At 65.6% G+C, this 23,603-nt stretch carries 18 protein-coding genes; 16 read left to right on the forward strand and 2 right to left on the reverse strand.

Translation table 11 applies throughout. The annotated features are described in order from the left end of the window. Positions 1-20 precede the first annotated feature (20 nt). From sucC to FS320_RS05230, 6 genes are all read left to right on the forward strand, one after another. The gene (gene sucC / locus FS320_RS05205) at positions 21-1,220 is read left to right on the forward strand and encodes an ADP-forming succinate--CoA ligase subunit beta (RefSeq protein WP_152709979.1); all 1,200 of its coding nucleotides are present in this window, start codon (positions 21-23) and stop codon (positions 1,218-1,220) included. Positions 1,221-1,232: 12 nt separating this feature from the next. Continuing rightward, entirely contained in the window at positions 1,233-2,120 is an 888-nt protein-coding gene (sucD, locus tag FS320_RS05210; protein WP_152709981.1) for a succinate--CoA ligase subunit alpha, read from the forward strand. 60 nt (positions 2,121-2,180) lie between these two features. Beyond that, a complete protein-coding gene (locus FS320_RS05215) occupies positions 2,181-5,141 on the forward strand; it encodes a 2-oxoglutarate dehydrogenase E1 component (RefSeq protein WP_152709983.1) in 2,961 nt (986 codons plus the stop codon). A gap of 66 nt (positions 5,142-5,207) precedes the next feature. Continuing rightward, complete coding sequence (gene odhB / locus FS320_RS05220; protein ID WP_152709986.1) at positions 5,208-6,449, forward strand: 2-oxoglutarate dehydrogenase complex dihydrolipoyllysine-residue succinyltransferase; 1,242 nt, start codon at positions 5,208-5,210, stop codon at positions 6,447-6,449. Between the two features lie 120 nt (positions 6,450-6,569). After that, complete coding sequence (gene lpdA / locus FS320_RS05225; protein WP_152709988.1) at positions 6,570-7,970, forward strand: dihydrolipoyl dehydrogenase; 1,401 nt, start codon at positions 6,570-6,572, stop codon at positions 7,968-7,970. Positions 7,971-7,979: 9 nt separating this feature from the next. Further along, positions 7,980-8,603 (forward strand): thymidine kinase, encoded by a 624-nt coding sequence (locus tag FS320_RS05230; RefSeq protein WP_152709990.1) that lies wholly within the window; start codon positions 7,980-7,982, stop codon positions 8,601-8,603. A gap of 637 nt (positions 8,604-9,240) precedes the next feature. Here FS320_RS05230 and FS320_RS05235 read toward each other — a convergent pair. Continuing rightward, the gene (locus tag FS320_RS05235; protein ID WP_152710075.1) at positions 9,241-10,158 is read right to left on the reverse strand and encodes a tyrosine recombinase XerC; all 918 of its coding nucleotides are present in this window, start codon (positions 10,156-10,158) and stop codon (positions 9,241-9,243) included. A 182-nt stretch (positions 10,159-10,340) separates the two neighbouring features. Between FS320_RS05235 and FS320_RS05240 the strand changes: the two genes are divergently transcribed. From FS320_RS05240 to FS320_RS05280, 9 genes are all read left to right on the forward strand, one after another. Further along, positions 10,341-10,961, forward strand: coding sequence for a methyltransferase domain-containing protein (locus tag FS320_RS05240; protein WP_202882830.1), 621 nt, complete (start codon positions 10,341-10,343; stop codon positions 10,959-10,961). Positions 10,962-10,999: 38 nt separating this feature from the next. Further along, positions 11,000-13,162 (forward strand): primosomal protein N', encoded by a 2,163-nt coding sequence (locus tag FS320_RS05245; RefSeq protein WP_152709994.1) that lies wholly within the window; start codon positions 11,000-11,002, stop codon positions 13,160-13,162. Between the two features lie 33 nt (positions 13,163-13,195). After that, complete coding sequence (locus tag FS320_RS05250; protein WP_152709996.1) at positions 13,196-13,756, forward strand: histidine phosphatase family protein; 561 nt, start codon at positions 13,196-13,198, stop codon at positions 13,754-13,756. Positions 13,757-13,998: 242 nt separating this feature from the next. Then, the gene (locus FS320_RS05255; RefSeq protein ID WP_162002838.1) at positions 13,999-14,571 is read left to right on the forward strand and encodes a F0F1 ATP synthase subunit delta; all 573 of its coding nucleotides are present in this window, start codon (positions 13,999-14,001) and stop codon (positions 14,569-14,571) included. After that, positions 14,571-16,100 carry a F0F1 ATP synthase subunit alpha gene (atpA, locus tag FS320_RS05260; RefSeq protein ID WP_152709998.1) on the forward strand — a complete coding sequence of 510 codons (1,530 nt, stop codon included), beginning with the start codon at positions 14,571-14,573 and terminating at the stop codon, positions 16,098-16,100. The genes FS320_RS05255 and atpA overlap by 1 nt, the downstream gene beginning before the upstream one ends. 55 nt (positions 16,101-16,155) lie before the next feature. Next, a complete protein-coding gene (locus tag FS320_RS05265) occupies positions 16,156-17,028 on the forward strand; it encodes a F0F1 ATP synthase subunit gamma (protein ID WP_152710000.1) in 873 nt (290 codons plus the stop codon). 22 nt (positions 17,029-17,050) lie between these two features. Beyond that, positions 17,051-18,493: a F0F1 ATP synthase subunit beta gene (gene atpD, locus FS320_RS05270; protein WP_152710002.1), complete on the forward strand. Its 1,443-nt coding sequence runs from the start codon at positions 17,051-17,053 to the stop codon at positions 18,491-18,493. A 110-nt stretch (positions 18,494-18,603) separates the two neighbouring features. Continuing rightward, positions 18,604-19,005 carry a F0F1 ATP synthase subunit epsilon gene (locus tag FS320_RS05275; protein ID WP_152710004.1) on the forward strand — a complete coding sequence of 134 codons (402 nt, stop codon included), beginning with the start codon at positions 18,604-18,606 and terminating at the stop codon, positions 19,003-19,005. 39 nt (positions 19,006-19,044) lie between these two features. Continuing rightward, positions 19,045-19,557 (forward strand): 2'-5' RNA ligase family protein, encoded by a 513-nt coding sequence (locus FS320_RS05280; protein WP_152710006.1) that lies wholly within the window; start codon positions 19,045-19,047, stop codon positions 19,555-19,557. Positions 19,558-19,702: 145 nt separating this feature from the next. Here the strand turns inward: FS320_RS05280 and putA are convergent, their stop codons facing one another. Beyond that, on the reverse strand, positions 19,703-22,801 hold the full coding sequence (gene putA / locus FS320_RS05285; protein ID WP_152710009.1) for a bifunctional proline dehydrogenase/L-glutamate gamma-semialdehyde dehydrogenase PutA: 3,099 nt from the start codon (positions 22,799-22,801) through the stop codon (positions 19,703-19,705). A gap of 113 nt (positions 22,802-22,914) precedes the next feature. Here putA and FS320_RS05290 point away from each other — a divergent pair, with 113 nt between their 5' ends. Next, positions 22,915-23,376, forward strand: a complete 462-nt coding sequence (locus FS320_RS05290; RefSeq protein WP_099510218.1) for an Lrp/AsnC ligand binding domain-containing protein — start codon at positions 22,915-22,917, stop codon at positions 23,374-23,376. Positions 23,377-23,603: the final 227 nt, after the last annotated feature.

Consider the following 23,603-nt stretch of genomic DNA (forward strand, 5'->3'; position numbering starts at 1 on the left):
GCTGATGCGGAGAGAAACGAATGAACATCCATGAATATCAAGGCAAAGCAGTCCTGAAGGAATTCGGCCTGCCTGTCTCCCGCGGCAAGGCCATCTTCTCCGCCGACGAGGCGGAGGCCGCGGCCAAGGAACTCGGCGGCCCGCTCTGGGTCGTGAAGTCCCAGATTCACGCGGGCGGCCGCGGCAAGGGCAAGTTCAAGGAAGCCGCCGCCGGCGAAAAGGGCGGCGTGCGTCTCGCCAAGTCGATCGACGAGGTCAAGGAATTCGCCCGTCAGATGCTCGGCAACACCCTGGTGACGATCCAGACCGGCGAGGCCGGCAAGCAGGTCAACCGTCTCTATATCGAGGACGGCTCCGACATCGACACCGAGCTCTATCTCTCCATGCTCGTCGACCGCGCCACCGGCCAGGTCGCTTTCGTCGTGTCGACGGAAGGCGGCATGGACATCGAGCAGGTCGCTCACGACACCCCTGAGAAGATCCTGACCTTCTCCGTCGATCCGGCCACCGGCGTGATGCCTCACCACGGCCGCACGGTCGCCAAGGCGCTGGGCCTGAAGGGGGCACTCGCCAAGGAAGCCGAGGATCTGGTGACCAAGCTCTACACGGCCTTCGTCGCGAAGGACATGGAGATGCTGGAGATCAACCCGCTGATCGTCACCAAGGACCAACACCTCAAGTGCCTCGACGCCAAGATCTCCTTCGATGGCAACGCCCTCTACCGTCACCCCGACGTGATCGCCCTGCGTGACATCACGGAGGAGGACGAGAAGGAAATCGAGGCCTCCAAGTACGACCTCGCCTATATCGCGCTCGACGGCACCATCGGCTGCATGGTCAACGGCGCAGGCCTCGCCATGGCGACGCTGGACATCATCAAGCTCTACGGCGAAGAGCCGGCGAACTTCCTCGATGTCGGCGGCGGCGCGTCCGAGGAGAAGGTGACGGCGGCGTTCAAGATCATCACCGCCGATCCGAACGTGAAGGGCATCCTCGTCAACATCTTCGGCGGCATCATGAAGTGCGACGTCATCGCCCGCGGCGTGATCGCGGCGGTGAAGACGGTCGGCTTGCAGGTTCCGCTGGTGGTGCGCCTCGAGGGCACCAACGTGGAAGAGGGCAAGCAGATCATCCGCGAATCCGGCCTCAACGTGATCCCGGCGGACGACCTCGACGACGCCGCCCAGAAGATCGTGAACGCCGTGCGCGGCGGAAAGTAAGGTTTCGAGCTGATGTCCATCCTCATCACCAAAGACACCAAGGTCATTTGCCAGGGCTTCACCGGCAAGAATGGGACCTTCCATTCCGAGCAGGCCATCGCCTACGGCACCAAGATGGTCGGCGGCACCTCGCCGGGCAAAGGCGGCTCCACGCACCTGAACCTGCCCGTGTTCGACACGGTCATGGAAGCGCGCGAGAAGACCGGCGCCGACGCCTCGGTCGTCTACGTTCCGCCGCCGGGCGCGGCGGACGCCATCTGCGAGGCGATCCAGGCGGAGATCCCGCTCATCGTCTGCATCACGGAAGGCATTCCGGTGCTCGACATGGTGCGCGTGAAGCGTGCGCTCGAGGGCTCCAAGTCGCGCCTTATCGGCCCGAACTGCCCCGGCATCGTCACGGCGGGCGAGTCGAAGATCGGCATCATGCCGGCCAACATCTTCAAGCCCGGCTCCGTCGGCATCGTGTCGCGCTCCGGCACGCTCACCTACGAGGCCGTGTTCCAGACCACCAATGAAGGCCTCGGCCAGACCACGGCGGTCGGCATCGGCGGCGACCCGGTGAAGGGCACCGAGTTCATCGAGATGCTCGACATGTTCCTCTCCGATCCCAAGACCGAGTCGATCGTCATGATCGGCGAGATCGGCGGCTCGGCCGAGGAAGAGGCGGCCGCGTTCATCGCCCGCGAGGCCAAGAAGGGCCGCAAGAAGCCGATGGTCGGCTTCATCGCCGGCCGCACGGCTCCTCCCGGACGGCGCATGGGCCACGCCGGCGCGATCATCTCCGGCGGCAAGGGCGGCGCCGAGGACAAGATCGCCGCCATGGAGGCCGCGGGCATCCGCGTGTCACCGTCGCCGGCTCGCCTCGGCAAGACCCTGGTCGAGGTTCTCAAGGGCCAATAACCAAGCAATGAGCCGCCCCGACTCCGGGGCGGCCATCCCTCATTTGGATCGACAATTGCCATGGCACGCCAAGACGCCAACCAAAACCTCCTGAACACCGCTTTCCTGTACGGGGCGAACGCGTCCTATATCGAGGATCTTCAGGCCCGCTATGAGAAGGATCCCTCCTCGGTCGATGCCGAGTGGCAGGCTTTCTTCGGCGCCCTGAGGGACGACAAGCGGGCTGTCGAGAAGGCGGCCAACGGCCCGTCCTGGGAAAAGCCGAACTGGCCGATCCACGCCAACGGCGAACTCGTCTCCGCCCTCGACGGCAACTGGGCCCAGGTCGAGAAGGCGGTCGGCGACAAGATCAGGGCGAAGGCGGAAGCCAAGGGCGTCGAGATCAGCCAGATCGACGTGCAGCAGGCGACCCGCGACTCCATTCGCGCCATCATGCTGATCCGTGCCTATCGCGTGCGCGGCCACCTGCATGCGAAGCTCGATCCGCTCGACATCAATCCGCGCCCGAACGACCAGGAGCTGCATCCGTCCCATTACGGCTTCACGGAAGCCGATTGGGACCGCAAGATCTTCCTCGACAACGTGCTCGGCCTCGAGTTCGGCACGATCCGCGAAATCGTCGCGATCCTGGAACGCACCTATTGCCAGACGCTCGGAGTCGAGTTCATGCACATCTCCGATCCGGTCGAGAAGGCCTGGATCCAGGAGCGCATCGAGGGGCCGGACAAGGAGATCACCTTCACCAAGGAAGGCAAGCGCGCCATCCTCAACAAGCTCGTCGAGGCGGAAGGGTTCGAGAAGTTCCTGGACGTCCGCTACACCGGCACCAAGCGCTTCGGTCTCGACGGCGGCGAGTCGCTGATCCCGGCGCTTGAGCAGATCATCAAGCGCGGAGGCAATCTCGGCGTGAAGGAAATCGTGCTCGGCATGGCCCATCGCGGCCGCCTCAACGTGCTCACCCAGGTGATGGGCAAGCCGCACCGGGCGCTGTTCCACGAGTTCAAGGGCGGTTCCTTCGCGCCGGACGACGTGGAAGGCTCGGGCGACGTGAAGTACCACCTCGGCGCCTCGTCCGACCGCACCTTCGACGGCAACAACGTCCACCTGTCGCTGACCGCGAACCCGTCGCATCTCGAGATTGTCGATCCCGTGGTGCTCGGCAAGGTCCGCGCCAAGCAGGACCAGCACGGCTGCACGCCCGAGAACCGCGTCGCCGTCATGCCGCTCCTCATCCACGGCGATGCCGCCTTCGCGGGCCAGGGCGTCGTGGCGGAGTGCCTGGGTTTGTCGGGTCTGCGCGGTCACCGCACCGGCGGCTCGATCCACTTCATCATCAACAACCAGATCGGCTTCACCACCGATCCGCGCTTCTCGCGCTCCTCGCCCTATCCGTCGGATGTGGCGAAGATGGTCGAGGCGCCGATCTTCCACGTGAACGGCGACGATCCGGAAGCCGTCGTGTTCGCCGCGAAGGTGGCGGCGGAATACCGCCAGCGCTTCCAGAAGCCCGTCGTCATCGACATGTTCTGCTACCGCCGCTTCGGCCATAACGAGGGCGACGAGCCGGCGTTCACCCAGCCGCTCATGTACCGCAAGATCCGGTCGCATCCGGCCATCGTGGAGCTCTACTCGAAGAAGCTCGTCGCCGAGGGCGTCGTCACCGAGACCGATGTCGAGGAGATGAAGTCGGGCTGGCGCTCGAAGCTCGACGCCGAGTTCGACATCGCTGGCAGCTACAAGCCCAACAAGGCCGACTGGCTCGACGGACGCTGGTCTGGCCTCAAGGCGGTGCGCGAGGATCAGGACGATCCGCGTCGCGGGCAGACCGGCGTGTCGGTCGAGACCCTGCAGCAGATTGGCAAGGCGCTCACCACGATTCCGGAGGGCTTCCACCTCCACCGGACGATCCAGCGCTTCCTCGACAACCGCAAGAAGATGCTGGAGACCGGCGAAGGATTCGACTGGGCCATGGCCGAGGCGCTCGCCTTCGGGTCGCTCCTGCTCGAAGGCCACCGCGTGCGCCTCTCCGGTCAGGACGTGGAGCGCGGCACCTTCTCGTCGCGCCACTCGGTGCTCATCGACCAGGAGAACGAGGAGCGCTACACCAACCTCAACCACATCAGCGAGAACCAGGCCCGCTACGAGGTCATCAACTCGATGCTGTCGGAAGAGGCGGTGCTCGGCTTCGAGTACGGCTACACCCTCTCGGAGCCCAACGCGCTGACCCTGTGGGAAGCCCAGTTCGGCGACTTCGCCAACGGCGCCCAGGTGGTGTTCGACCAGTTCATCTCGTCGGGCGAGCGCAAGTGGCTGCGCATGTCGGGCCTCGTCTGCCTGCTGCCGCATGGCTACGAGGGCCAGGGACCGGAGCATTCCTCCGCCCGCCTGGAGCGCTGGCTCCAGATGTGCGCCGAGGACAACATGCAGGTTGGTTACTGCTCGACGCCGTCGAACTACTTCCACATCCTGCGCCGTCAGCTGAAGCGCGATTTCCGCAAGCCGCTGATCCTGATGACGCCGAAGTCCCTGCTGCGCCACAAGCGCTGCACCTCGACCATCGCCGACATCGCGGAGGGAACCTCGTTCCACCGCGTGCTGCACGATGATGCGCAGCGCAGCTCCGAGGGCATCAAGCTGGTGAAGGACGAGAAGATCCGGCGGGTGGTGATCTGCACGGGCAAGGTCTATTACGACCTTCTCGAGGACCGCGAAAAGCGGGGCATCGACGACGTCTATCTGCTGCGCGTCGAGCAGCTCTATCCGTTCCCGGCGAAGTCGGTGGCCGCCGAGCTCTCCCGCTTCAAGAAGGCCGACGTGGTTTGGTGCCAGGAAGAGCCCAAGAACATGGGCTCCTGGACCTTCGTCGAGCCCTATCTCGAATGGGTGCTCAAGACGGCCGGCTCCAAGGTGGATCGTCCGCGCTATGTGGGACGTCCCGCCTCCGCCGCCACCGCCACCGGCCTCATGTCCAAGCATACGGCCCAATTGCAGGCCTTCCTCGACGAGGCTTACGCGGCTTAAAAACCGCGGCGGCTCTCACCCGACTCCGAGGGGCTCCACCGAGTCCCGCAAGACCCAAAGACGACCATGGCAACCGAAATCCGCGTACCCACCCTTGGCGAATCCGTGTCAGAGGCCACCATCGGCCGCTGGTTCAAGAAGCCCGGCGATCCCGTGAAGGCCGACGAGCCCGTGCTCGAACTCGAGACCGACAAGGTGACGCTCGAGGTCAACGCTCCCGCGAGCGGCACCCTCGGCGACATCGTTGCCAAGGACGGTGAGACGGTGAGCCCCGGCGCGGTCCTCGGCTCCATCCTCGAGGGCGGCGCTGCGGCTGCTCCCGCTCCGAAGGCCGAGGCTCCCAAGGCGGCACCGACCCCTGCACCGACTCCTGCTCCCGCTCCCGCAGCGGCTCCCGCTCCGGCTGCAGCAGCGTCCCGCGACAATGGTCCGGCCGTCGCCCGCCTGGCAGCCGAGAGCGGCGTGAGCCCGGCGGGTGTCGCCGGCTCCGGCAAGGACGGCCGCGTCACCAAGGGTGACATGCTCGCGGCCATCGCCACCGGCGGGGCTGCTGCTCCCGCGCCTGCCGCTCCGGTCCAGGTCCGTGCCCCCTCGGCTCCCGTCGATGCCGAGCGCGAAGAGCGCGTGAAGATGACCAAGCTGCGCCAGACCATCGCGCGCCGCCTGAAGGATGCCCAGAACAGTGCCGCCATGCTCACCACGTTCAACGACGTGGACATGAGCGCGGTGATGCAGCTCCGCAGCCAGTACAAGGACGTGTTCGAGAAGAAGCACGGCACCAAGCTCGGCTTCATGGGCTTCTTCACCAAGGCGGTGATCCAGGCGCTCAAGGACGTTCCGGCCGTGAATGCCGAGATCGACGGGCAGGACCTCGTCTACAAGAACTACTACCACATCGGCATCGCGGTCGGCACCGAGAAGGGCCTCGTGGTTCCCGTGGTGCGCGACGCGGACGATCTGTCGGTCGCCGGCATCGAGAAGAAGATCGCCGATTTCGGCAAGCGCGCCCGTGACGGCAAGCTCTCCATCGACGAGATGCAGGGCGGCACCTTCACCATCACCAATGGCGGCATCTACGGTTCGCTGATGTCGACGCCGATCCTCAACGCGCCGCAATCGGGCATTCTCGGCATGCACCGCATCGAGGACCGTCCTGTGGTTCGCAACGGCCAGGTCGTCGTGCGCCCGATGATGTATCTCGCGCTCTCCTACGATCACCGCATCGTCGACGGCAAGGAAGCCGTGACCTTCCTCGTGCGGGTTAAGGAAGCGCTGGAAGATCCGGCCCGCCTCGTTCTCGATCTCTAAGAACAACAATCCTTTCAGCGTCATGGCCGGGTTCTCCCGGCCATCCACGCCTTCAAACGCAACGCTAAAGACGTGGATGCCCGGATCACCTCCGGGCATGCCGTTAAGTGGAGACAAGCAATGTCCTACGATGTCATCGTCATCGGCACCGGCCCCGGCGGCTACGTGGCCGCCATCCGCGCCGCGCAGCTCGGCCTGAAGACCGCCGTCGTCGAGAAACGCAAGACCCATGGCGGCACCTGCCTCAACGTGGGCTGCATCCCGTCGAAGGCGCTGCTGCATTCCTCGCACATGTTCGAGGAGGCGCGCGATCATTTCGCCGGCCTCGGCATCGGCGTCAGCGCCCCGACGCTCGACCTCAAGACCATGCAGGCCTTCAAGCAGGAAGGCGTCGACGGCAACACCAAGGGCGTCGAGTTCCTGCTCAAGAAGAACAAGATCGATGCCTTCATCGGCACCGCGCGCATCGCGGCGGCCGGTCAGGTCGAGGTGACGGGCGAGGACGGCTCGAACCAGATGCTCGAGACGAAGAACATCATCATCGCCACGGGCTCGGACGTGACGCGCCTCCCCGGCATCGACATCGACGAAAAGATCGTGGTGTCCTCCACCGGGGCGCTCGAACTCGAGAGCGTGCCGAAGCGCCTCGTGGTCATTGGCGCCGGCGTGATCGGCCTGGAGCTCGGCTCCGTGTGGCGCCGCCTCGGCTCCGAGGTGACGGTGGTGGAATATCTCGACCGCATCCTGCCCGGCATGGACGGCGAGGTCGCCAAGAACTTCCAGCGCATCCTCAGCAAGCAGGGTTTCCAGTTCAAGCTCGGCTCCAAGGTCACCAAGGTCGAGAAGACGGCCAAGGGCGCGACGCTCACCTTCGAGCCGGCTGCCGGCGGTGCGGCTGAGACCATCGAGGCCGACGTGGTGCTCGTGGCCATCGGCCGCGTGCCGTACACGCAGGGCCTCGGCCTCGATCATGTGGGCGTCCAGCTCGACAATCGCGGCCGCATCCAGACCGACGCGCATTTCTCCACCAACGTCACCGGCATCTACGCCATCGGCGACGTGATCGCCGGCCCCATGCTTGCCCACAAGGCCGAGGACGAGGGCGTTGCCGTTGCGGAAATCATCGCCGGCAAGGCGGGCCACGTAAATTACGACGTGATCCCGAGCGTGGTCTACACGTTCCCCGAGGTCGCCTCCATCGGCAAGACCGAGGAGGAGCTCAAAAGCGCGGGCATCGCCTACAACATCGGCAAGTTCCCCTTCACGGCCAACGGACGCGCCAAGGTCAACCGCACCACGGACGGCTTCGTGAAGATCCTGGCCGATGCGACGACCGACAAGGTGCTGGGCGTCCACATCATCGGCGCGGAGGCGGGCAACCTCATCCACGAGGCCGCGATCACCATGGAGTTCGGCGGATCGTCCGAAGACATGGCCCGCACCTGCCACGCGCATCCGACGCTTGCGGAAGCTGTGAAGGAAGCGGCGCTGGCGGTCGAAAAGCGCGCGATCCATATGTAAGATCGCCGGATGGCAAAGCTCCACTTCCTCTACTCGGTGATGAATGCAGGCAAGACCACCCATCTCCTGCAGGTTCGCTACAATTACATCAAGAACGGCGGCCACGTGCTGCTGTTCACGAGTGTGATCGACGACCGCTTCGGAATCGGCAAGGTCAAGTCACGCCTCGGCCTGGAAGCCGATGCCATCCCGCTGCGAAAGGAAGACGCCATCCACGACGTCGTGGCGGCGGAGCATGCGAGGCGGCCGGTGACGGCGGTTCTCATCGACGAGGTCCAGTTCATGACGGCGGACCAGGTCCGCCAACTGGCCTGGATCGTCGACGAGCTGAGGATCCCGGTCATGGCCTACGGGCTCAAGAACAACGTCTACGGCACGCTGTTCAGCGACGCGATCATCGCCATGATGGCGCTCGCCGACGATTTCCAGGAAATCAAGCAGCTCTGCCATTGCGGCCGCAAGGCGACGATGATTCTCAAATATGCCCGCAACGGCGAGGCCGTGCGCTCGGGCGAGGTGGTCGAGATCGGCGGCGAGGGCCGCTACGTCTCCGTCTGCCGCCCCCATTGGACGAAGGGCGATATCGGCCCTGCCGCGCGGCAGCTGCTGGCCCAGCCCGTGGCGGCGGAATAAGGACCGGCCCTCGCCCCACGTGGGCCAGACGACCGCGCCGCCGGGTCGTCCCGAAGGTCATCCGATGCGCGTCGTCTCCGGTGGTCCGCAGGCCGGGACGGGATCCACTGCTGCGACCTGCGTGATGGACTCCGTTCCCTCCTCTGCGCGTCTGGCGGGAAGGACATCCGCTGGTCCCCGTGCATCCTCTCCTTCGTCATGGCCGGGCTTGTGCCGGCCATGACGCTTCCAGACCCATCGCCCTCATCCTGAGGAGCAGCCGTGAGGCTGCGTCTCGAAGGAGGGTCCGGAAAAGCGCTGAACTCCTCCTTCGAGACGCCGCTTGCAGCGGCTCCTCAGGATGAGGCCGAGCGAGACGATCGGGATCACGGCCCGTGACACCCTCTCCCGTCATGGCCGGGCCTGTCCCGGCCATCCCGATGCGGTGAGGCGCGGCGCTTCTCATCATCGGGATCACCGGGACGAGCCCGGTGATGACGGGGAGGGGGCTGTCGGAGGGTGCGAGGGCCCCAATGAAACCGCTAGCGGAACCAGACGCCGGCCATCCATCGGGATTACCGGCACCGATCCCCGGATCAAGCCCGGGGAGGTGATGACAAAGCGGGAGATGCCATCCCCGTCTGTCCGATGGCCGGCATTACGAAACGTCCTGCTTCACCCTCGCCCGCGGATGGGCCGCGTTGAAGGCATCCATCAGACGGGCGGCATCCACCTTCGTGTAAAGCTGCGTGGTCGAGAGCGAGGCGTGGCCCAGGAGCTCCTGGATGCCGCGCAGGTCGCCGCCCTTGGCGAGAAGATGTGTCGCGAAGGAATGGCGCAGGGCATGAGGCGTGGCGCTGTCCGGCAGACCCAACGCGCCACGCAGTTCCTCGACGGCGAGCTGGATGATGCGCGGCGAGAGCGGACCGCCCCGCGCCCCGACGAAGAGCGGACCCTCGGGCGGGATCGCATAGGGGCAGAGCTGCAGATACTCCTCCACGGCGCGCTGGATGGCCGAGATGACCGGCACGCTGCGCATCTTGCCGCCCTTGCCGGTGACCGTGATCGTGTCGATCCCGTTGACCGGGGCATCGCGCCGCTGCAGCCCCAGCGCCTCGGAAATGCGCAGGCCCGCGCCGTAGAGCAGAGAGAGCACGGCGGCGTCGCGCGCCAGGATCCAGGGCTTGCGGTTCTCGGACGCCCGCGTCCCGGCATCCGTCACCGCGACGGCCGAGGAGGCTGAGAGGGGGCGCGGCAGGTTCTTGTCCACCTTCGGCGTGCGAATCGCCGCAAAGGCCGAGGCCGTCCCGAAGCCCTCCCGTTCCAGATGGCGGGCAAAGGAGCGCAGGGCCGCGAGCTGGCGCATGAGCGAGCGGCTGCCGACCGAATCCATCCGACGGGCGGCGAGAAACGCCCGGATGTCGAGAGGCTTGAGGCCCAGGATGCCTTTCACGCTCGGCGGCTCGCCGAGATGGTTGGTCAAGAAGGCCAGGAACTGGCGCAGATCCCGCCCGTAGGCCTCGACGGTTTTGCCTGAGAGCCGCCGCTCCTTGGCGAGCGAGGCGAGCCACGCCATCGCCTCGCGGCGGGTGTCATCCGCGCCGGGAAGGACGAGATCGAGGATCGAGGATGGTTTTTTTGCGTCCGACACAACCACACTATCTGTTCATGACCTTGCCAAAGTGTGAAACCGGAAAGGCCAAATGCGACTGGACAAGATAATGTTCGGACCAGATGAGCTTGAGTGAGGAAAACAGCGTGAGCCAAGCAGGAGGCAGCGTTCCGGGAACGGAGGGGTACGGAGAGCAGGCCGATGGACTCGTCGATTCATATGAAAGCATCGTCTTCGACGACCTGTATCGTCCCCTCCTGGAGCTACTGCCCGAGACCGGCAGGGCCCTCGATATCGGTGCCGGTACGGGCCGCGACGCGGCGGCCTTGGCGCGGCGCGGCTTTCAGGTTTATGCGGTCGAGCCGACGCCAGAACTGCGGAATCATGCGCAGCGCTTCCATCCCGATCCGAGCATCGTCTGGATCGACGATGGCCTACCGGATCTGGCGCAGGTTTACGACAGCGGCGAGCGTTTCGATCTCGTCCTGATGACGGCCGTGTGGATGCATCTCGACGAACGCGAGCGAAGTCATGCTTTGACTCGGATTGCCGGGCTGCTCGCCCGGGGAGGCCGGATATTCATGACCATCCGCAAAGGTCCGGTGCCGACGGGCCGCAGGATGTTCGAGGTTCCGATCGATCCATTGGTGTCGCAGGCGCAATCGATGGGACTTGCGCTTCGTCGGAAGTACGAATTCGGCGATATGCTTGGCCGCAGGGATGTGAGCTGGACCATGCTTGCTTTCGAGAAGGAAAATCGGGTCTAAGCTGTCGCCATGTCCCTGTTGCTCGTGCTCTCTCGCTGATGGCTTCCAAGATCGCCGATGTCCTCATCCCGCTGGCGCTGGACACGGCCTATTCCTATGCCGTGCCGGACGGCCTCGCCCTCGAGGAGGGCGACGTGGTGCAGGTGCCGCTCGCCAACCGCGAGGTGGCCGGCGTCGTCTGGGGCTTGCGGGACGGGCAGGGGGGAAACCTCAAGAAGGTGACCGGCGTCATCGAGGCGCCGAACCTGTCGCCCCGGATGCGCAAGTTCCTCGACTGGATCGCGTGGTACACCCTGGCGCCCAAGGGCTCGGCCCTCGCCATGGGGCTGAAGATCCCGGATCCCGACCGGCAGGAGGTGGCGCGCGTCGGCGTGAGGCTGGCGGGCGCCCTGCCGAAGCGCATGACGCCGGCGCGGCAGAAGGTGGTCGAGATCGCCCAGGATGGAATCGTGCGGCTCAAAAGCGAGCTGGCACATGCGGCGGGCGTCAGCAGCGGCGTCGTCAACGGCCTCATCGACGAGGGGACCCTGGAAACCGTGGCGCTTCTGGCCGAGCCCGTCGCCGAGATGCCCGATCCCGCCTTCGGCCACACGGCCCTCTCCGATGGCCAGCGCGAGGCGGCGCACGAACTCGTCGCCGCCATGGGCGAGGAGCACCCGCCCGTAATCCTGCTCGAAGGCGTCACGGGCTCCGGCAAGACCGAGGTCTATTTCGAGGCGGTCGCCGAGGCCGTGCGGGCGGGCCGGCAGGCGCTGATCCTCATGCCGGAAATCGCCCTCACGGCGCAATTCCTCGACCGGTTCGCGGCTCGCTTCGGCGTCAAGCCCGCCACCTGGCATTCCGGCGTGACCGGCCGCCGGCGCGAGCGGCTTTATGCGGCCATCGCGGCGGGCGAGGTGAAGGTCGTGGCGGGCGCCCGCTCGGCCCTGTTCCTGCCCTACGCGGATCTCGGCCTCGTCATCGTCGACGAGGAGCACGAGACCGCCTACAAGCAGGACGACGGAGTGCATTACCATGCCCGCGACATGGCGGTGGTGCGCGGCAAGATCGAGAATGCCCCGGTGGTGCTGGCCTCCGCGACGCCCTCCATCGAGAGCCGGGTCAACGTGGAGCGCGGGCGCTACCGTCATGTGCGCCTCCCCGAGCGGTTCGGCGGGCGGTCCATGCCGCAGATCCGGGCCGTGGACCTGCGCAGGGAAGCCATCCCGAAAGGGCGCTGGCTCTCGCCGGCCCTGGTGACGGCCGTGGAGGACACGGTCGCCCGAGGCGAGCAGGCGCTGCTCTTCCTCAACCGGCGCGGCTATGCCCCGCTCACCCTCTGCAGGGCCTGCGCCCATCGCTACGAATGCCCGAACTGCTCCTCCTGGCTCGTGGAGCACCGCTTCCGGCGCTCCCTCGTGTGCCATCATTGCGGCCATGTGGAGCGCACGCCGCACGCCTGCGTCGAATGCGGCAGCGTCGATTCGCTGGTGCCCTGCGGCCCCGGAGTCGAGCGGATCGCCGAGGAGGCGGCGGAGCTGTTTCCGGACAAGCGCTGCATCGTGCTCTCAAGCGACTTTCCCGGCGGCACGGAGCGCCTGCGGACGGAACTCGCCGCCATCGCCGCCGGCGAGTTCGACATCGTCATCGGCACGCAGCTCGTCGCCAAGGGACACAACTTCCCGCTCATGACGCTGGTGGGCGTGCTCGACGCCGATATCGGCCTCACCTCCGGCGATCCGCGCGCGGCCGAGCGCACGTTCCAAATGCTCCAGCAGGTCACGGGCCGCGCCGGGCGTGGGGAGAAACCGGGCCGGGCCCTCGTCCAGACCTGGCAGCCGGACCATCCGGTGATCGCGGCGCTGATCTCCGGCGATGCGGAGCGGTTCTACGCGGAGGAGACCCGCGTCCGCGAAATGGCGGGCCTGCCCCCGTTCGGGCGCTTGGCGTCCCTCATCGTCTCGGCCGCCGAGCGCGAGGCGGCGGAAGCCCATGCCCGCGCCATGGCCCTGGTGGCGGAGCCGCCGCCCGGCGTCACGGTGCTCGGCCCCGCCGAAGCGCCGCTCGCCCTGATCCGCGGCCGCTACCGCTTCCGGCTCCTGGTCAAGACCGAGCGGGAGGTGGATCTCCAAGCCTATTTGCGCGGCTGGATGGCCCGCAGCCCGAAGATCCGCGGCAACACCCGCGTTTCCATCGACGTGGACCCGCAGAGCTTTTTGTGATCAAGCGAAAGCGCATCATCAAGACAAGGCACCATGACCAAGATCGTCCATTGCATCCGCCACGGCCAGTCCACCTTCAACGCGCACTGGGCCGAACACGGCGAGGATCCGCTCCACATCGATGCGCCCCTGACCGAGCTCGGCCGGCGCCAGGTGGCCGAGCGGGCGCCCGAGCTGCGCCAGCATCCCTATGAGCTCGTCGTGACCTCGCCGCTGACCCGGGCGATCCAGACCACCATGGGTCTGTTCGGGGACCATCCCGCCTCTCCGTCGATCCTCGTGGAATGCCTCCACCGTGAGTATCTGGAGAGCAGCTGCGACGTGGGGCGGGCCGTCTCTCATCTGTCGCAGGAGTTCCCCCATCTGTCCTTCGGGCACCTGGACGAGGTCTGGTGGCACAACGAGGGCGAGGTGAACGAGCGGGGCTTCGTCTACGAGCCGGCCCATGTGTTCGAGGAGCGGGTCGAGCGGTTCCGCGGCTGGCTCGCCGAGCGGCCGGAAAGCATGATCGCCGTCGTCGGGCACGGCACCTTCTTCAGCAAGCTCACCGGACGATTTCTGAACAACTGCGAAGTTGCCACCCTGGAGCTCTAGAGCATTTTTCGGCGAAGGGGCTCCTCTGGACCTTTACCTTAACCGGCTGCCTGGTTTTTTCCCGGCCAGACAGGGCCCAGCTCGCCTTGCGCCTCGGAAAAACCCATGCTAGTGCACCCTCGCCTGACGGGCGGAGAAGGCTTTCGCTCCGGGCTCATTTCCACACCTGACGGGTTTCCCGAGGGCCTCGTTCGCAGGCTTTCCCGGTCCGAGGCCCGTTAAGACACGAGAGAGACGGTTACGTGGCGCAAAGCGGTTCGCAAGAAGGACCCCTCCTGTCGGGCGTAGCATTGCGCTATGCGTCGGGGCTGTTCGAACTCGCTCGGGAAGCGAATGCCGTGGATGCCGTTGCCGGCGATCTCGCCCGCTTCGGTGAGTTGATCCGCGGCAGCGACGACTTGCAGCGCCTGATCCAAAACCCCATCTTTACGGTCGAAGAGCAGTCGAACGCGATCGGAGCCATTCTCGACAAGGCCGCCATTTCGGGTCTTGCGGGCAACTTCATCCGCCTCGTGGCGGCCAAGCGCCGGCTCTTCGTGCTGCCCGACATGATCCGCGCCTATCAGGACCTCGTGTCCGATGCGAAGGGCATTGTCCGGGCGCAGGTCACCCTGGCGGAAGCGCCGTCCGACACAGTCCTGAACGAAATCAAGGCGGCGCTGCGCGACGTCGCCAAGGCTGACGTCTCCGTCGACGTCAAAATCGACCCGAGCCTCATCGGCGGTCTCATCGTGAAGATGGGCTCCCGCATGGTGGATGCCTCGGTGCGCACCAAACTCAATTCCATTCGTCTAGCGATGAAAGAGGTCCACTGATGGACATTCGAGCCGCTGAGATCTCCGCGATCCTCAAAGAGCAGATCAAGAACTTCGGCACCGAGGCTGAAGTCACCGAAGTCGGGCAGGTCCTGTCCGTGGGTGACGGCATCGCCCGTTGCTACGGCCTCGACAATGTCCAGGCCGGTGAGATGGTGCAGTTCGAGTCGGGCGTGCAGGGCATGGCCCTCAACCTCGAGACCGACAATGTCGGCATCGTGGTGTTCGGCTCCGACCGCGAGATCGCCGAAGGCCAGACCGTGAAGCGCACGGGCGCCATCGTTGACGTGCCGGTCGGCAAGGGCCTGCTCGGCCGCGTCGTCGACGCGCTCGGCAACCCCATCGACGGCAAGGGTCCGATCGTGGCCACCGAGCGCCGCCGCGTGGACGTGAAGGCTCCCGGCATCATTCCGCGCAAGTCCGTTCACGAGCCGATGGCGACGGGCCTCAAGTCCATCGACGCCCTCATCCCGGTCGGCCGCGGCCAGCGCGAGCTGATCATCGGCGATCGCCAGACCGGCAAGACCGCCATCGCCCTCGACACGATCCTCAACCAGAAGCCGCTGAACCAGGGCGACGACGAAAGCCAGAAGCTCTACTGCGTCTATGTGGCCATCGGCCAAAAGCGCTCCACGGTTGCCCAATTCGTGAAGGTTCTCGAAGAGAACGGCGCGCTGGAATATTCCATCATCGTCGCGGCCACCGCTTCGGACCCGGCCCCGATGCAGTTCCTGGCGCCCTTCGCCGGCTGCGCCATGGGTGAGTTCTTCCGCGACAACGGCATGCATGCCGTGATCACGTATGACGATCTGTCCAAGCAGGCCGTCGCCTACCGCCAGATGTCCCTGCTGCTCCGCCGTCCGCCGGGCCGCGAGGCCTATCCGGGCGACGTGTTCTACCTGCATTCGCGGCTCCTGGAGCGCGCGGCGAAGCTCAACGAGGACAACGGCTCGGGTTCGCTCACCGCTCTGCCGGTCATCGAGACGCAGGCGAACGACGTGTCGGCCTACATCCCGACCAACGTGATCTCGATCACCGACGGCCAGATCTTCCTCGAGACGGACCTGTTCTACCAGGGCATTCGCCCGGCGGTGAACGTCGGCCTCTCGGTGTCGCGCGTGGGCTCTTCGGCCCAGACGAAGGCGATGAAGAAGGTCGCGGGCAAGATCAAGGGCGAGCTGGCCCAGTACCGCGAGATGGCGGCTTTCGCCCAGTTCGGCTCCGACCTCGACGCCACGACCCAGCGCCTGCTGAACCGCGGTTCGCGTCTGACCGAGCTCCTGAAGCAGCCGCAGTTCTCGCCGCTGAAGATGGAAGAGCAGGTCGCCGTGATCTATGCCGGCGTGAACGGCTACCTCGACAACCTGCCTCTCAACCGGGTCCGTGCGTTCGAGGGCGGCCTGCTCTCGCTCCTGCGCGGCAAGCACACCGATCTTCTCGAAGCCGTTCGCGCTTCGAAGGACCTGTCGAGCGACTCGGAGGCGAAGCTCAAGGACGTCGTCCAGAACTACGCCAAGTCTTTCTCGTAAAGACTTCCGTTCTCGCAAGATCCAGCCGGATTACCGGAGAGGGTAGGGCCGCTCGATGCCGAGCTTAAAAGACCTTCGTAACCGCATCGCCTCGGTCAAGGCGACGCAGAAGATCACCAAGGCCATGCAGATGGTGGCCGCCGCAAAGCTGCGCCGCGCGCAGAGCGCGGCGGAAGCCGCGCGTCCTTACGCGGAGCGCATGGCTGTGGTGCTCGGCAACCTCGCGTCCGGCATCACCGTCGGACCCGAGACGCCGCGCCTGCTCGCCGGCACCGGTTCCGACCGCGTTCATCTGCTGATCGTCTGCACCGCGGAGCGTGGTCTCTGCGGTGCCTTCAACTCCTCGATCGCGCGTCTTGCCCGCGACCATGCCAACCGGCTGCTCGCCGAGGGCAAGACGGTCAAGATCATCTGCGTCGGCAAGAAGGGCTACGACATCCTGCGTCGGCAGTTCGCCGAACAGATCATCGAGCTCATCGACCTGCGCTCTGTGCGCCAACTCGGCTTCGAGCAGGGTGACATGATCGCCCAGAAGGTGCTTGCCCGTTTCGAGGCCGGCGAGTTCGACGTGGCGACCTTGTTCTACTCGCGCTTCCGCTCGGTGATCGCCCAGATCCCGACGGCGCAGCAGATCATCCCGGCCCAGCTCGAGGCCAGCGCCGGTGCCACCGACGCGGTCTACGAGTACGAACCCGATAAAGGCGAGATCCTGACGACGCTCCTGCCGCGGAATCTCACCGTGCAGATCTTCCGCGCGCTGCTTGAGAACGCCGCTTCCGAACAGGGCGCCCGCATGAGCGCCATGGACAATGCGACCCGCAACGCGGGCGAAATGATCAAGAAGCAGACGATGACCTACAACCGGTCGCGTCAGGCGATGATCACCAAGGAACTGATCGAAATCATCTCGGGCGCCGAGGCGCTCTGACGACATCCGAGAGGAGCCACCTATGGCCAACACCGCCACTACCCCCGGCATCGCAACCGGACACATCACCCAGGTCATCGGCGCCGTCGTCGACGTGCAGTTCGAAGGCCACCTGCCGGAGATCCTGAACGCTCTCGAGACCACCAACGGCGGCAACCGCCTCGTGCTCGAAGTGGCTCAGCAGCTCGGCGAGAGCACGGTGCGCTGCATCGCCATGGACACTTCCGAGGGCCTCGTGCGCGGCCAGCCGGTCACCGACACCGGCGCGCCGATCTCGGTGCCGGTCGGCGCCGGAACGCTCGGCCGCATCATGAACGTCATCGGAGAGCCGGTGGACGAAGCCGGTCCGATCCCGTCGGAAGGCGTCCGCGCCATCCACCAGCCCGCTCCGTCCTATGCCGAGCAGGCCACCGAGGCTCAGATCCTCGTCACCGGCATCAAGGTCGTCGACCTGCTCGCTCCTTACGCCAAGGGCGGCAAGATCGGCCTGTTCGGGGGCGCGGGAGTCGGCAAGACCGTGCTCATCATGGAGCTCATCAACAATGTCGCGAAGGCTCACGGCGGCTACTCCGTGTTCGCCGGCGTCGGCGAGCGCACCCGCGAGGGCAACGACCTCTATCACGAGATGATCGAGTCGGGCGTGAACAAGCATGGCGGCGGCGAAGGCTCCAAATGCGCCCTCGTCTACGGTCAGATGAACGAGCCCCCGGGCGCCCGCGCCCGCGTCGCGCTCACCGGCCTGACGGTTGCCGAGAACTTCCGCGACCAGGGCCAGGACGTGCTGTTCTTCGTCGACAACATCTTCCGCTTCACGCAGGCGGGCTCCGAGGTGTCGGCGCTCCTCGGCCGTATTCCTTCGGCGGTGGGCTACCAGCCGACATTGGCCACCGACATGGGCATGCTGCAGGAGCGCATCACCACCACCAACAAGGGTTCGATCACCTCGGTGCAGGCCATCTACGTGCCCGCCGACGATCTGACCGATCCTGCTCCGGCCGCTTCCTTCGCCCACCTCGACGCCACGACCGTGCTCTCGCGCTCGATCGCCGAGAAGGGTATTTATCCTGCGGTGGATCCGCTCGACTCGACCTCGCGCATGCTCTCCGCCGCGATCCTCGGCGAGGAGCACTACAACGTGGCGCGCTCGGTCCAGCAGATCCTGCAGCGCTACAAGTCGCTTCAGGACATCATCGCGATCCTGGGCATGGATGAGCTGTCGGAAGAGGACAAACTGACCGTGGCCCGCGCCCGCAAGATCGAGCGCTTCCTGTCGCAGCCCTTCTTCGTGGCCGAAGTGTTCACCGGCTCGCCGGGCAAGCTCGTTGCTCTCGAAGACACCATCAAGGGCTTCAAGGGTCTCGTGGAAGGCCAGTACGATCATCTGCCTGAGGCTGCCTTCTACATGGTCGGCAGCATCGAAGAGGCGGTCGAGAAGGCTCAGCGCCTCGCGGCCGAAGCGGCTTAATCAAAGTTCGTGCTGTCCCGGAGTCGTGCCTGCACACTCCGGGATCACTTTGTCCAAAGCGTATCTCCCAAACGATTCCCGATCACTCATCGGGATGACGAGGAGCTCAGATGGCTACCTTCAACTTCGAACTCGTGTCTCCCGAGCGTGTGCTGTTCTCCGGCGACGTCGATGCCGTCGTGCTGCCGGCGACCGAGGGCGACATGACGGTTCTGGCCGGCCACTCGCCCGTGATGACGGCCCTCAAGACCGGGTTCCTCGTCATTACCAGCACCCCTGGCAATGGACGGCGGGTTCTCGTCCGCGGCGGCTTCGCCGACGTGAACCAGAACGGCCTGACGGTTCTCGCCGAACGCGCTCTTCCTGAGGAAGAGCTGACCCAGGATATCCTCGACCAGGAAATCCTGACGGCCGAAATGCATTACGATGCCACCAATGATCCGGCCGCCAAGCACGCGGCGGAGTCGGCGGTCGCGCAATTGCGCGAGGCGAAGGCTGCCCTGAACTTCTAAAGCTTGAAACAACCCGGCCCCGAGCCGGGTTTTTCTTTGATGGACCACGCCGCACCGCTCATCCTGACGCTCCAGTTCGACGAACCCTCCTTCGCGTTCTTCGACGAGCAAAGGCGGCGCTACTTTCCGCCGGAACGGAACTTCATCCCGGCGCATTTGACACTGTTCCATCATCTGCCCGGCGAGCACGCCGGAACCATCCGGCAGGACGTCGAGGCTTATGCATCACGTCAGCATCCCTTCACGCTCCATGTGAAAGGCCTGCGCTCCCTCGGACGCGGTGTCGCCTACACGCTTGAGTCCGTTGAGCTGGCTGAGATGCGCCGGCATCTTGCCATGCAATGGAATGACTGGCTCAAACCTCAGGATCGCCAGAACCACCTGCCGCATGTGACGGTGCAGAACAAGGTCGATCCGACTGCCGCGAGGGCTCTTCTGGAGGAGCTGAGCGACAGTTTCGAGCCGTTTCGGGCCGAGGCCGTCGGATTGGAGTTGTGGTGGTATCGCGGCGGGCCCTGGGAGCGCGTGCGAGCTTTCCGGTTCACACCATGAGTCCATTATGTCATGGCCGGGTTTGTCCCGGCCATCTCGACGAGGAAAAGCTCCGGTGTCCGACAAATCGTCATCACCGGCACAAGGCCGGTGATGACGTGAAACAGGTATAGAACACCGAAGGATCGGGGAAAGGCGCTACGCCTCACTCCCCCATCGCAATTAGGTTCGCGTTGCCGCCGGCGGCCGCCGTGTTGATCGTCACCGTCTGCTCGGTCGCAAAGCGCAGGAGGTAGTGCGGACCGCCGGCCTTAGGGCCGGTACCGGACAGCCCGTGACCGCCGAAGGGCTGCACGCCGACGACAGCACCGATCATGTTGCGGTTCACGTAGACATTGCCCACCGACAAAGCCTGCACGACGCGCTCCACGGTCGCGTCGATGCGCGAGTGGACGCCGAGCGTCAGGCCATAGCCGGAGCCCTCGATGGCCCGCAGCACGTCCTCCAGGCGATCCGCCTTGTAGCGCACGACGTGCAGAACCGGTCCGAACACCTCCTGCGCGAGATCGTGGGGCTTGTTGAGTTCGAAGATGTGCGGCGCCACATAAGTCCCGACCGAAGGAGCCTCGCCGGCATAATGCACTTTGGCGGAGCGCTTCATGGCCTCGACATGCGCATCGAGCTTGTCCTTCGCCTCGCGGTCGATCACGGGACCAACCTGGGTCGCGATTTCGCGTGGATCGGCGATCTTCAATTCGCGCGCATTGCCGGCGATCATCTCGATCATGCGATCGGCCACATCGTCCTGCACGCAGAGCAGGCGCAGGGCCGAGCAGCGCTGACCGGCGGAGCGGAAGGCGGACATCACCACATCATCGGCGACCTGCTCGGGCAAAGCGGTCGCATCGACGATCATGGCGTTGATGCCGCCGGTCTCGGCGATCAGCGGCACGATAGCCGCATCCTTGTTCGCGAGCGTGCGGTTGATGATGCGGGCCACCTCGGTCGATCCGGTGAAGACCACACCGGCCACATCCTTGTGCTCCACGAGACGCGCACCCACGCGTCCATCGCCGGGCACAAGATGAAGCGCCGCCTTCGGCACTCCCGCCTCATGCAGGATGCGCACGGCGAGATCCGCGATGAGCGGCGTCTGCTCGGCAGGCTTCGCCACGACCGCATTGCCGGCCATCAGCGCGGCGCCGACCTGACCGAGGAAGATGGCAAGGGGGAAATTCCAGGGCGAGATCGCCACGAACACGCCGCGGCCGCGCAGGCGCAGCACGTTGCTCTCGCCCGTTGGCCCCGGCATCGCCTCGCCTGTGCCGAAGAGACTGCGACCCTGAACGGCGTAGTAGCGCAGGAAATCGATCGCTTCGCGTACCTCGGAGAGCGCGTCGTCGAGGGTCTTGCCGGCTTCGACCTGCAGCAGGTGCAGCAGCGCACCGCGTCGCTCCTCCAGAAGATCGGCGGCGCGCTGGAGCACCTTGGCACGCGCATTTGCGTCCGTGCGGCTCCACTTGGCGAAGCCGGCACTGGCCGCAGCCATGGCGCGGTCGGCCACTTCAGGTGAGGCTTCCGTCACCTGGCCGGCCACCGTCGTGCCGTCGATGGGGCTGATGACAGGACGTGACGAGCCGGATGCCGCCTTGCCATCGATCAGCGGCTCGGCCTTGAAGCTCTGCTGCGCGCTGCGCTTGATCTCGGCGAGGAACGCATCGAGCGAGGCATGGCGGCCGAACTCCACGCCCTTCGAATTGGTACGCTCGGGGCCATAGAGATCACGCGGCAGGGGAAGCCTGGAATGGCGCGCCTTGTCGGCGGACACGATGATGTCGGCCGGACGCTTCAAGAGGGACTGAATCGGAACGTTGGTATCGGCCGCGACCGAGACGAAGGAGGAATTCGCGCCGTTCTCCAACAGGCGGCGCACGAGATAGGCGAGAAGATCGCGATGGCCGCCCACCGGCGCGTAGGCGCGGCACGCCAAGCCCGGATTGTCCTCCAGAAGGCGCGCGTAGAGGGCCTCGCCCATGCCGTGCAGGCGCTGGAACTCGTAGCCCTCCGTGCCGCCGGCGCGCTCGATGATGGATGCGACGGTCAACGCGTTGTGCGTGGCGAATTGCGGGTAGATGCGCGGGCGCAAGCTCAGCATCTTCTCGGCGCAGGCCATGTAGTGCAGGTCCGTCATCGCCTTGCGGGTGAAGACCGGATAATCGTCGAGGCCGCGCTCCTGGGCGCGCTTCACCTCCGTATCCCAATAGGCGCCCTTCACGAGGCGCACCATGAGCTGACGGTCGTAGCGCTCCGCCATGGCGGCAATGGCGTCGACCACCGAGCCGGCGCGCTTCTGATAGGCCTGGATGGCGAGGCCGAAGCCCTTCCAGTCGGCGAGGGACGGATCGGCGAGCACGGCTTCGATCACTTCGAGCGAGAGTTCGAGCCGGTCGGCTTCCTCGGCATCGATGGTGAAGTTGAGGTCGTAGGACTTCGCTTGTCGAGCCAGTTCGATCACGAGCGGCACCAGCTCGCGTATGACCCGGTCGCGGCTCGTGGCTTCATAGCGCGGATGAAGGGCCGAGAGCTTCACCGAGATGCCGGGACGATGCGGGAGCGGCTCGTTGCCGGCCGAGCGGCCGATGGCGTCGATGGCGGAGGCGTAGGACTGGAAATAGCGGCGCGCATCCTCGGCCGTGCGGGCGCCCTCGCCCAGCATGTCGAAGGAATAGCGGTAGAGGCGGCCCTTGGACGACGTGGCGCGCTTCAACGCCTCCTCGATGGTCTGGCCGAGCACGAAGTGGTTGCCCATGACCCGCATGGCCTGACGGGTGGCGGTGCGCACGGCAGGAAGGCCGAGGCGCTTGGTGAGCTGGCCGAGAATGCTCTCCGGCGTCTCGCCGGGCTGGATGATGCGCGCCGTAATGCCGAGCGCCCAGGCCGAGGCCGAGACAAGGAAGGCATCCGACTTCGACTCGTGACCGGCAAAATCGGCCTGACCCAGCTTGTCCTCGATCAGCCGGTCGGCGGTGGCCCCATCCGGCACCCGCAGCAGGGCCTCGGCGAGAACCATCAGGGCAAGGCCTTCCTTGGTGGAGAGCGCGTATTCCCGCAGCATCTCCTCGACGCCGCCGAGGCCGCCGCCTTTGGCGCGGATCGCCTCAATCAGGCGGGCGGCCTGATCGTCCACGCGCTTCTCCCGCTCCGGCGAGAGACGCGAACCGGCGAGAAGCCGGGCCGCAATGGCCTTGTCGTCTTCCGCGAAGGGCGGGTTGAAGGGCAGGGCGGCGCTGGGGGCAGGGCTCATCGGAAATCCTCTGGATGGTTCCCGGAATATATGAGGCTGATGGCCGCGTTTCGATGGCAAAATTGCCGGATTTGCCTTAGGAGCGGCGGTAAGACTGTAGGAAGACCGTGAAAATGACGGATTTGGACCGGATCGATCGCAAGATCCTCAAAGCTCTTCAGGCCGATGGCCGCATCGCCACTGTGGAGCTTGCCGAAAAGGTGGGATTGTCGCCCACCTCCACCGGCGAGCGTGTGAAACGTCTCCAGCGCGAGGGGGTCATTGCCGGGTACGGCGCGAGGCTCGATCCGCACCGGCTCGGCCTCGAGCTCCTGGTCTTCGTCGAAGTCTCTCTCGACAAGACGACGCCCGACGTCTTCGAGAAGTTCGCCGCTGCCGTGAAGCGGGCCCCCGAGGTTCTCGAGTGCCACATGGTGGCGGGCGGCTTCGATTATCTGGTGAAGACCCGTGTGGCCGACATGGCCGCCTATCGCCGCTTTCTCGGCGAGATCCTCCTCGCCCTGCCGGGCGTGAAGGAGACCCGCACCTATGCGGTGATGGAGGAGGTGAAGAGCGACGGGATGCTGCCGGTGTGACCTCCGCACCATGTCGTGGCCATCCCCGGACTCGATCCGGGGATCAGTCCCGGCCATCTTCGCCTTGCCGCTTTTGCGTCCTCTTACCTCATCCTGAGGAGCAGCCGTGAGGCTGCGTCTCGAAGGAGGATCCGGTGCACTCTGGATGTTCCTTCGAGACGGTCGCTCCGTGACCTTCTCAGGATGAGGGCGGAGGGGTTGGAAATGCAGATGGGAATCACCGGCAC

Source organism: Microvirga tunisiensis, assembly GCF_009296175.1.
Classification (GTDB): domain Bacteria; phylum Pseudomonadota; class Alphaproteobacteria; order Rhizobiales; family Beijerinckiaceae; genus Microvirga; species Microvirga tunisiensis.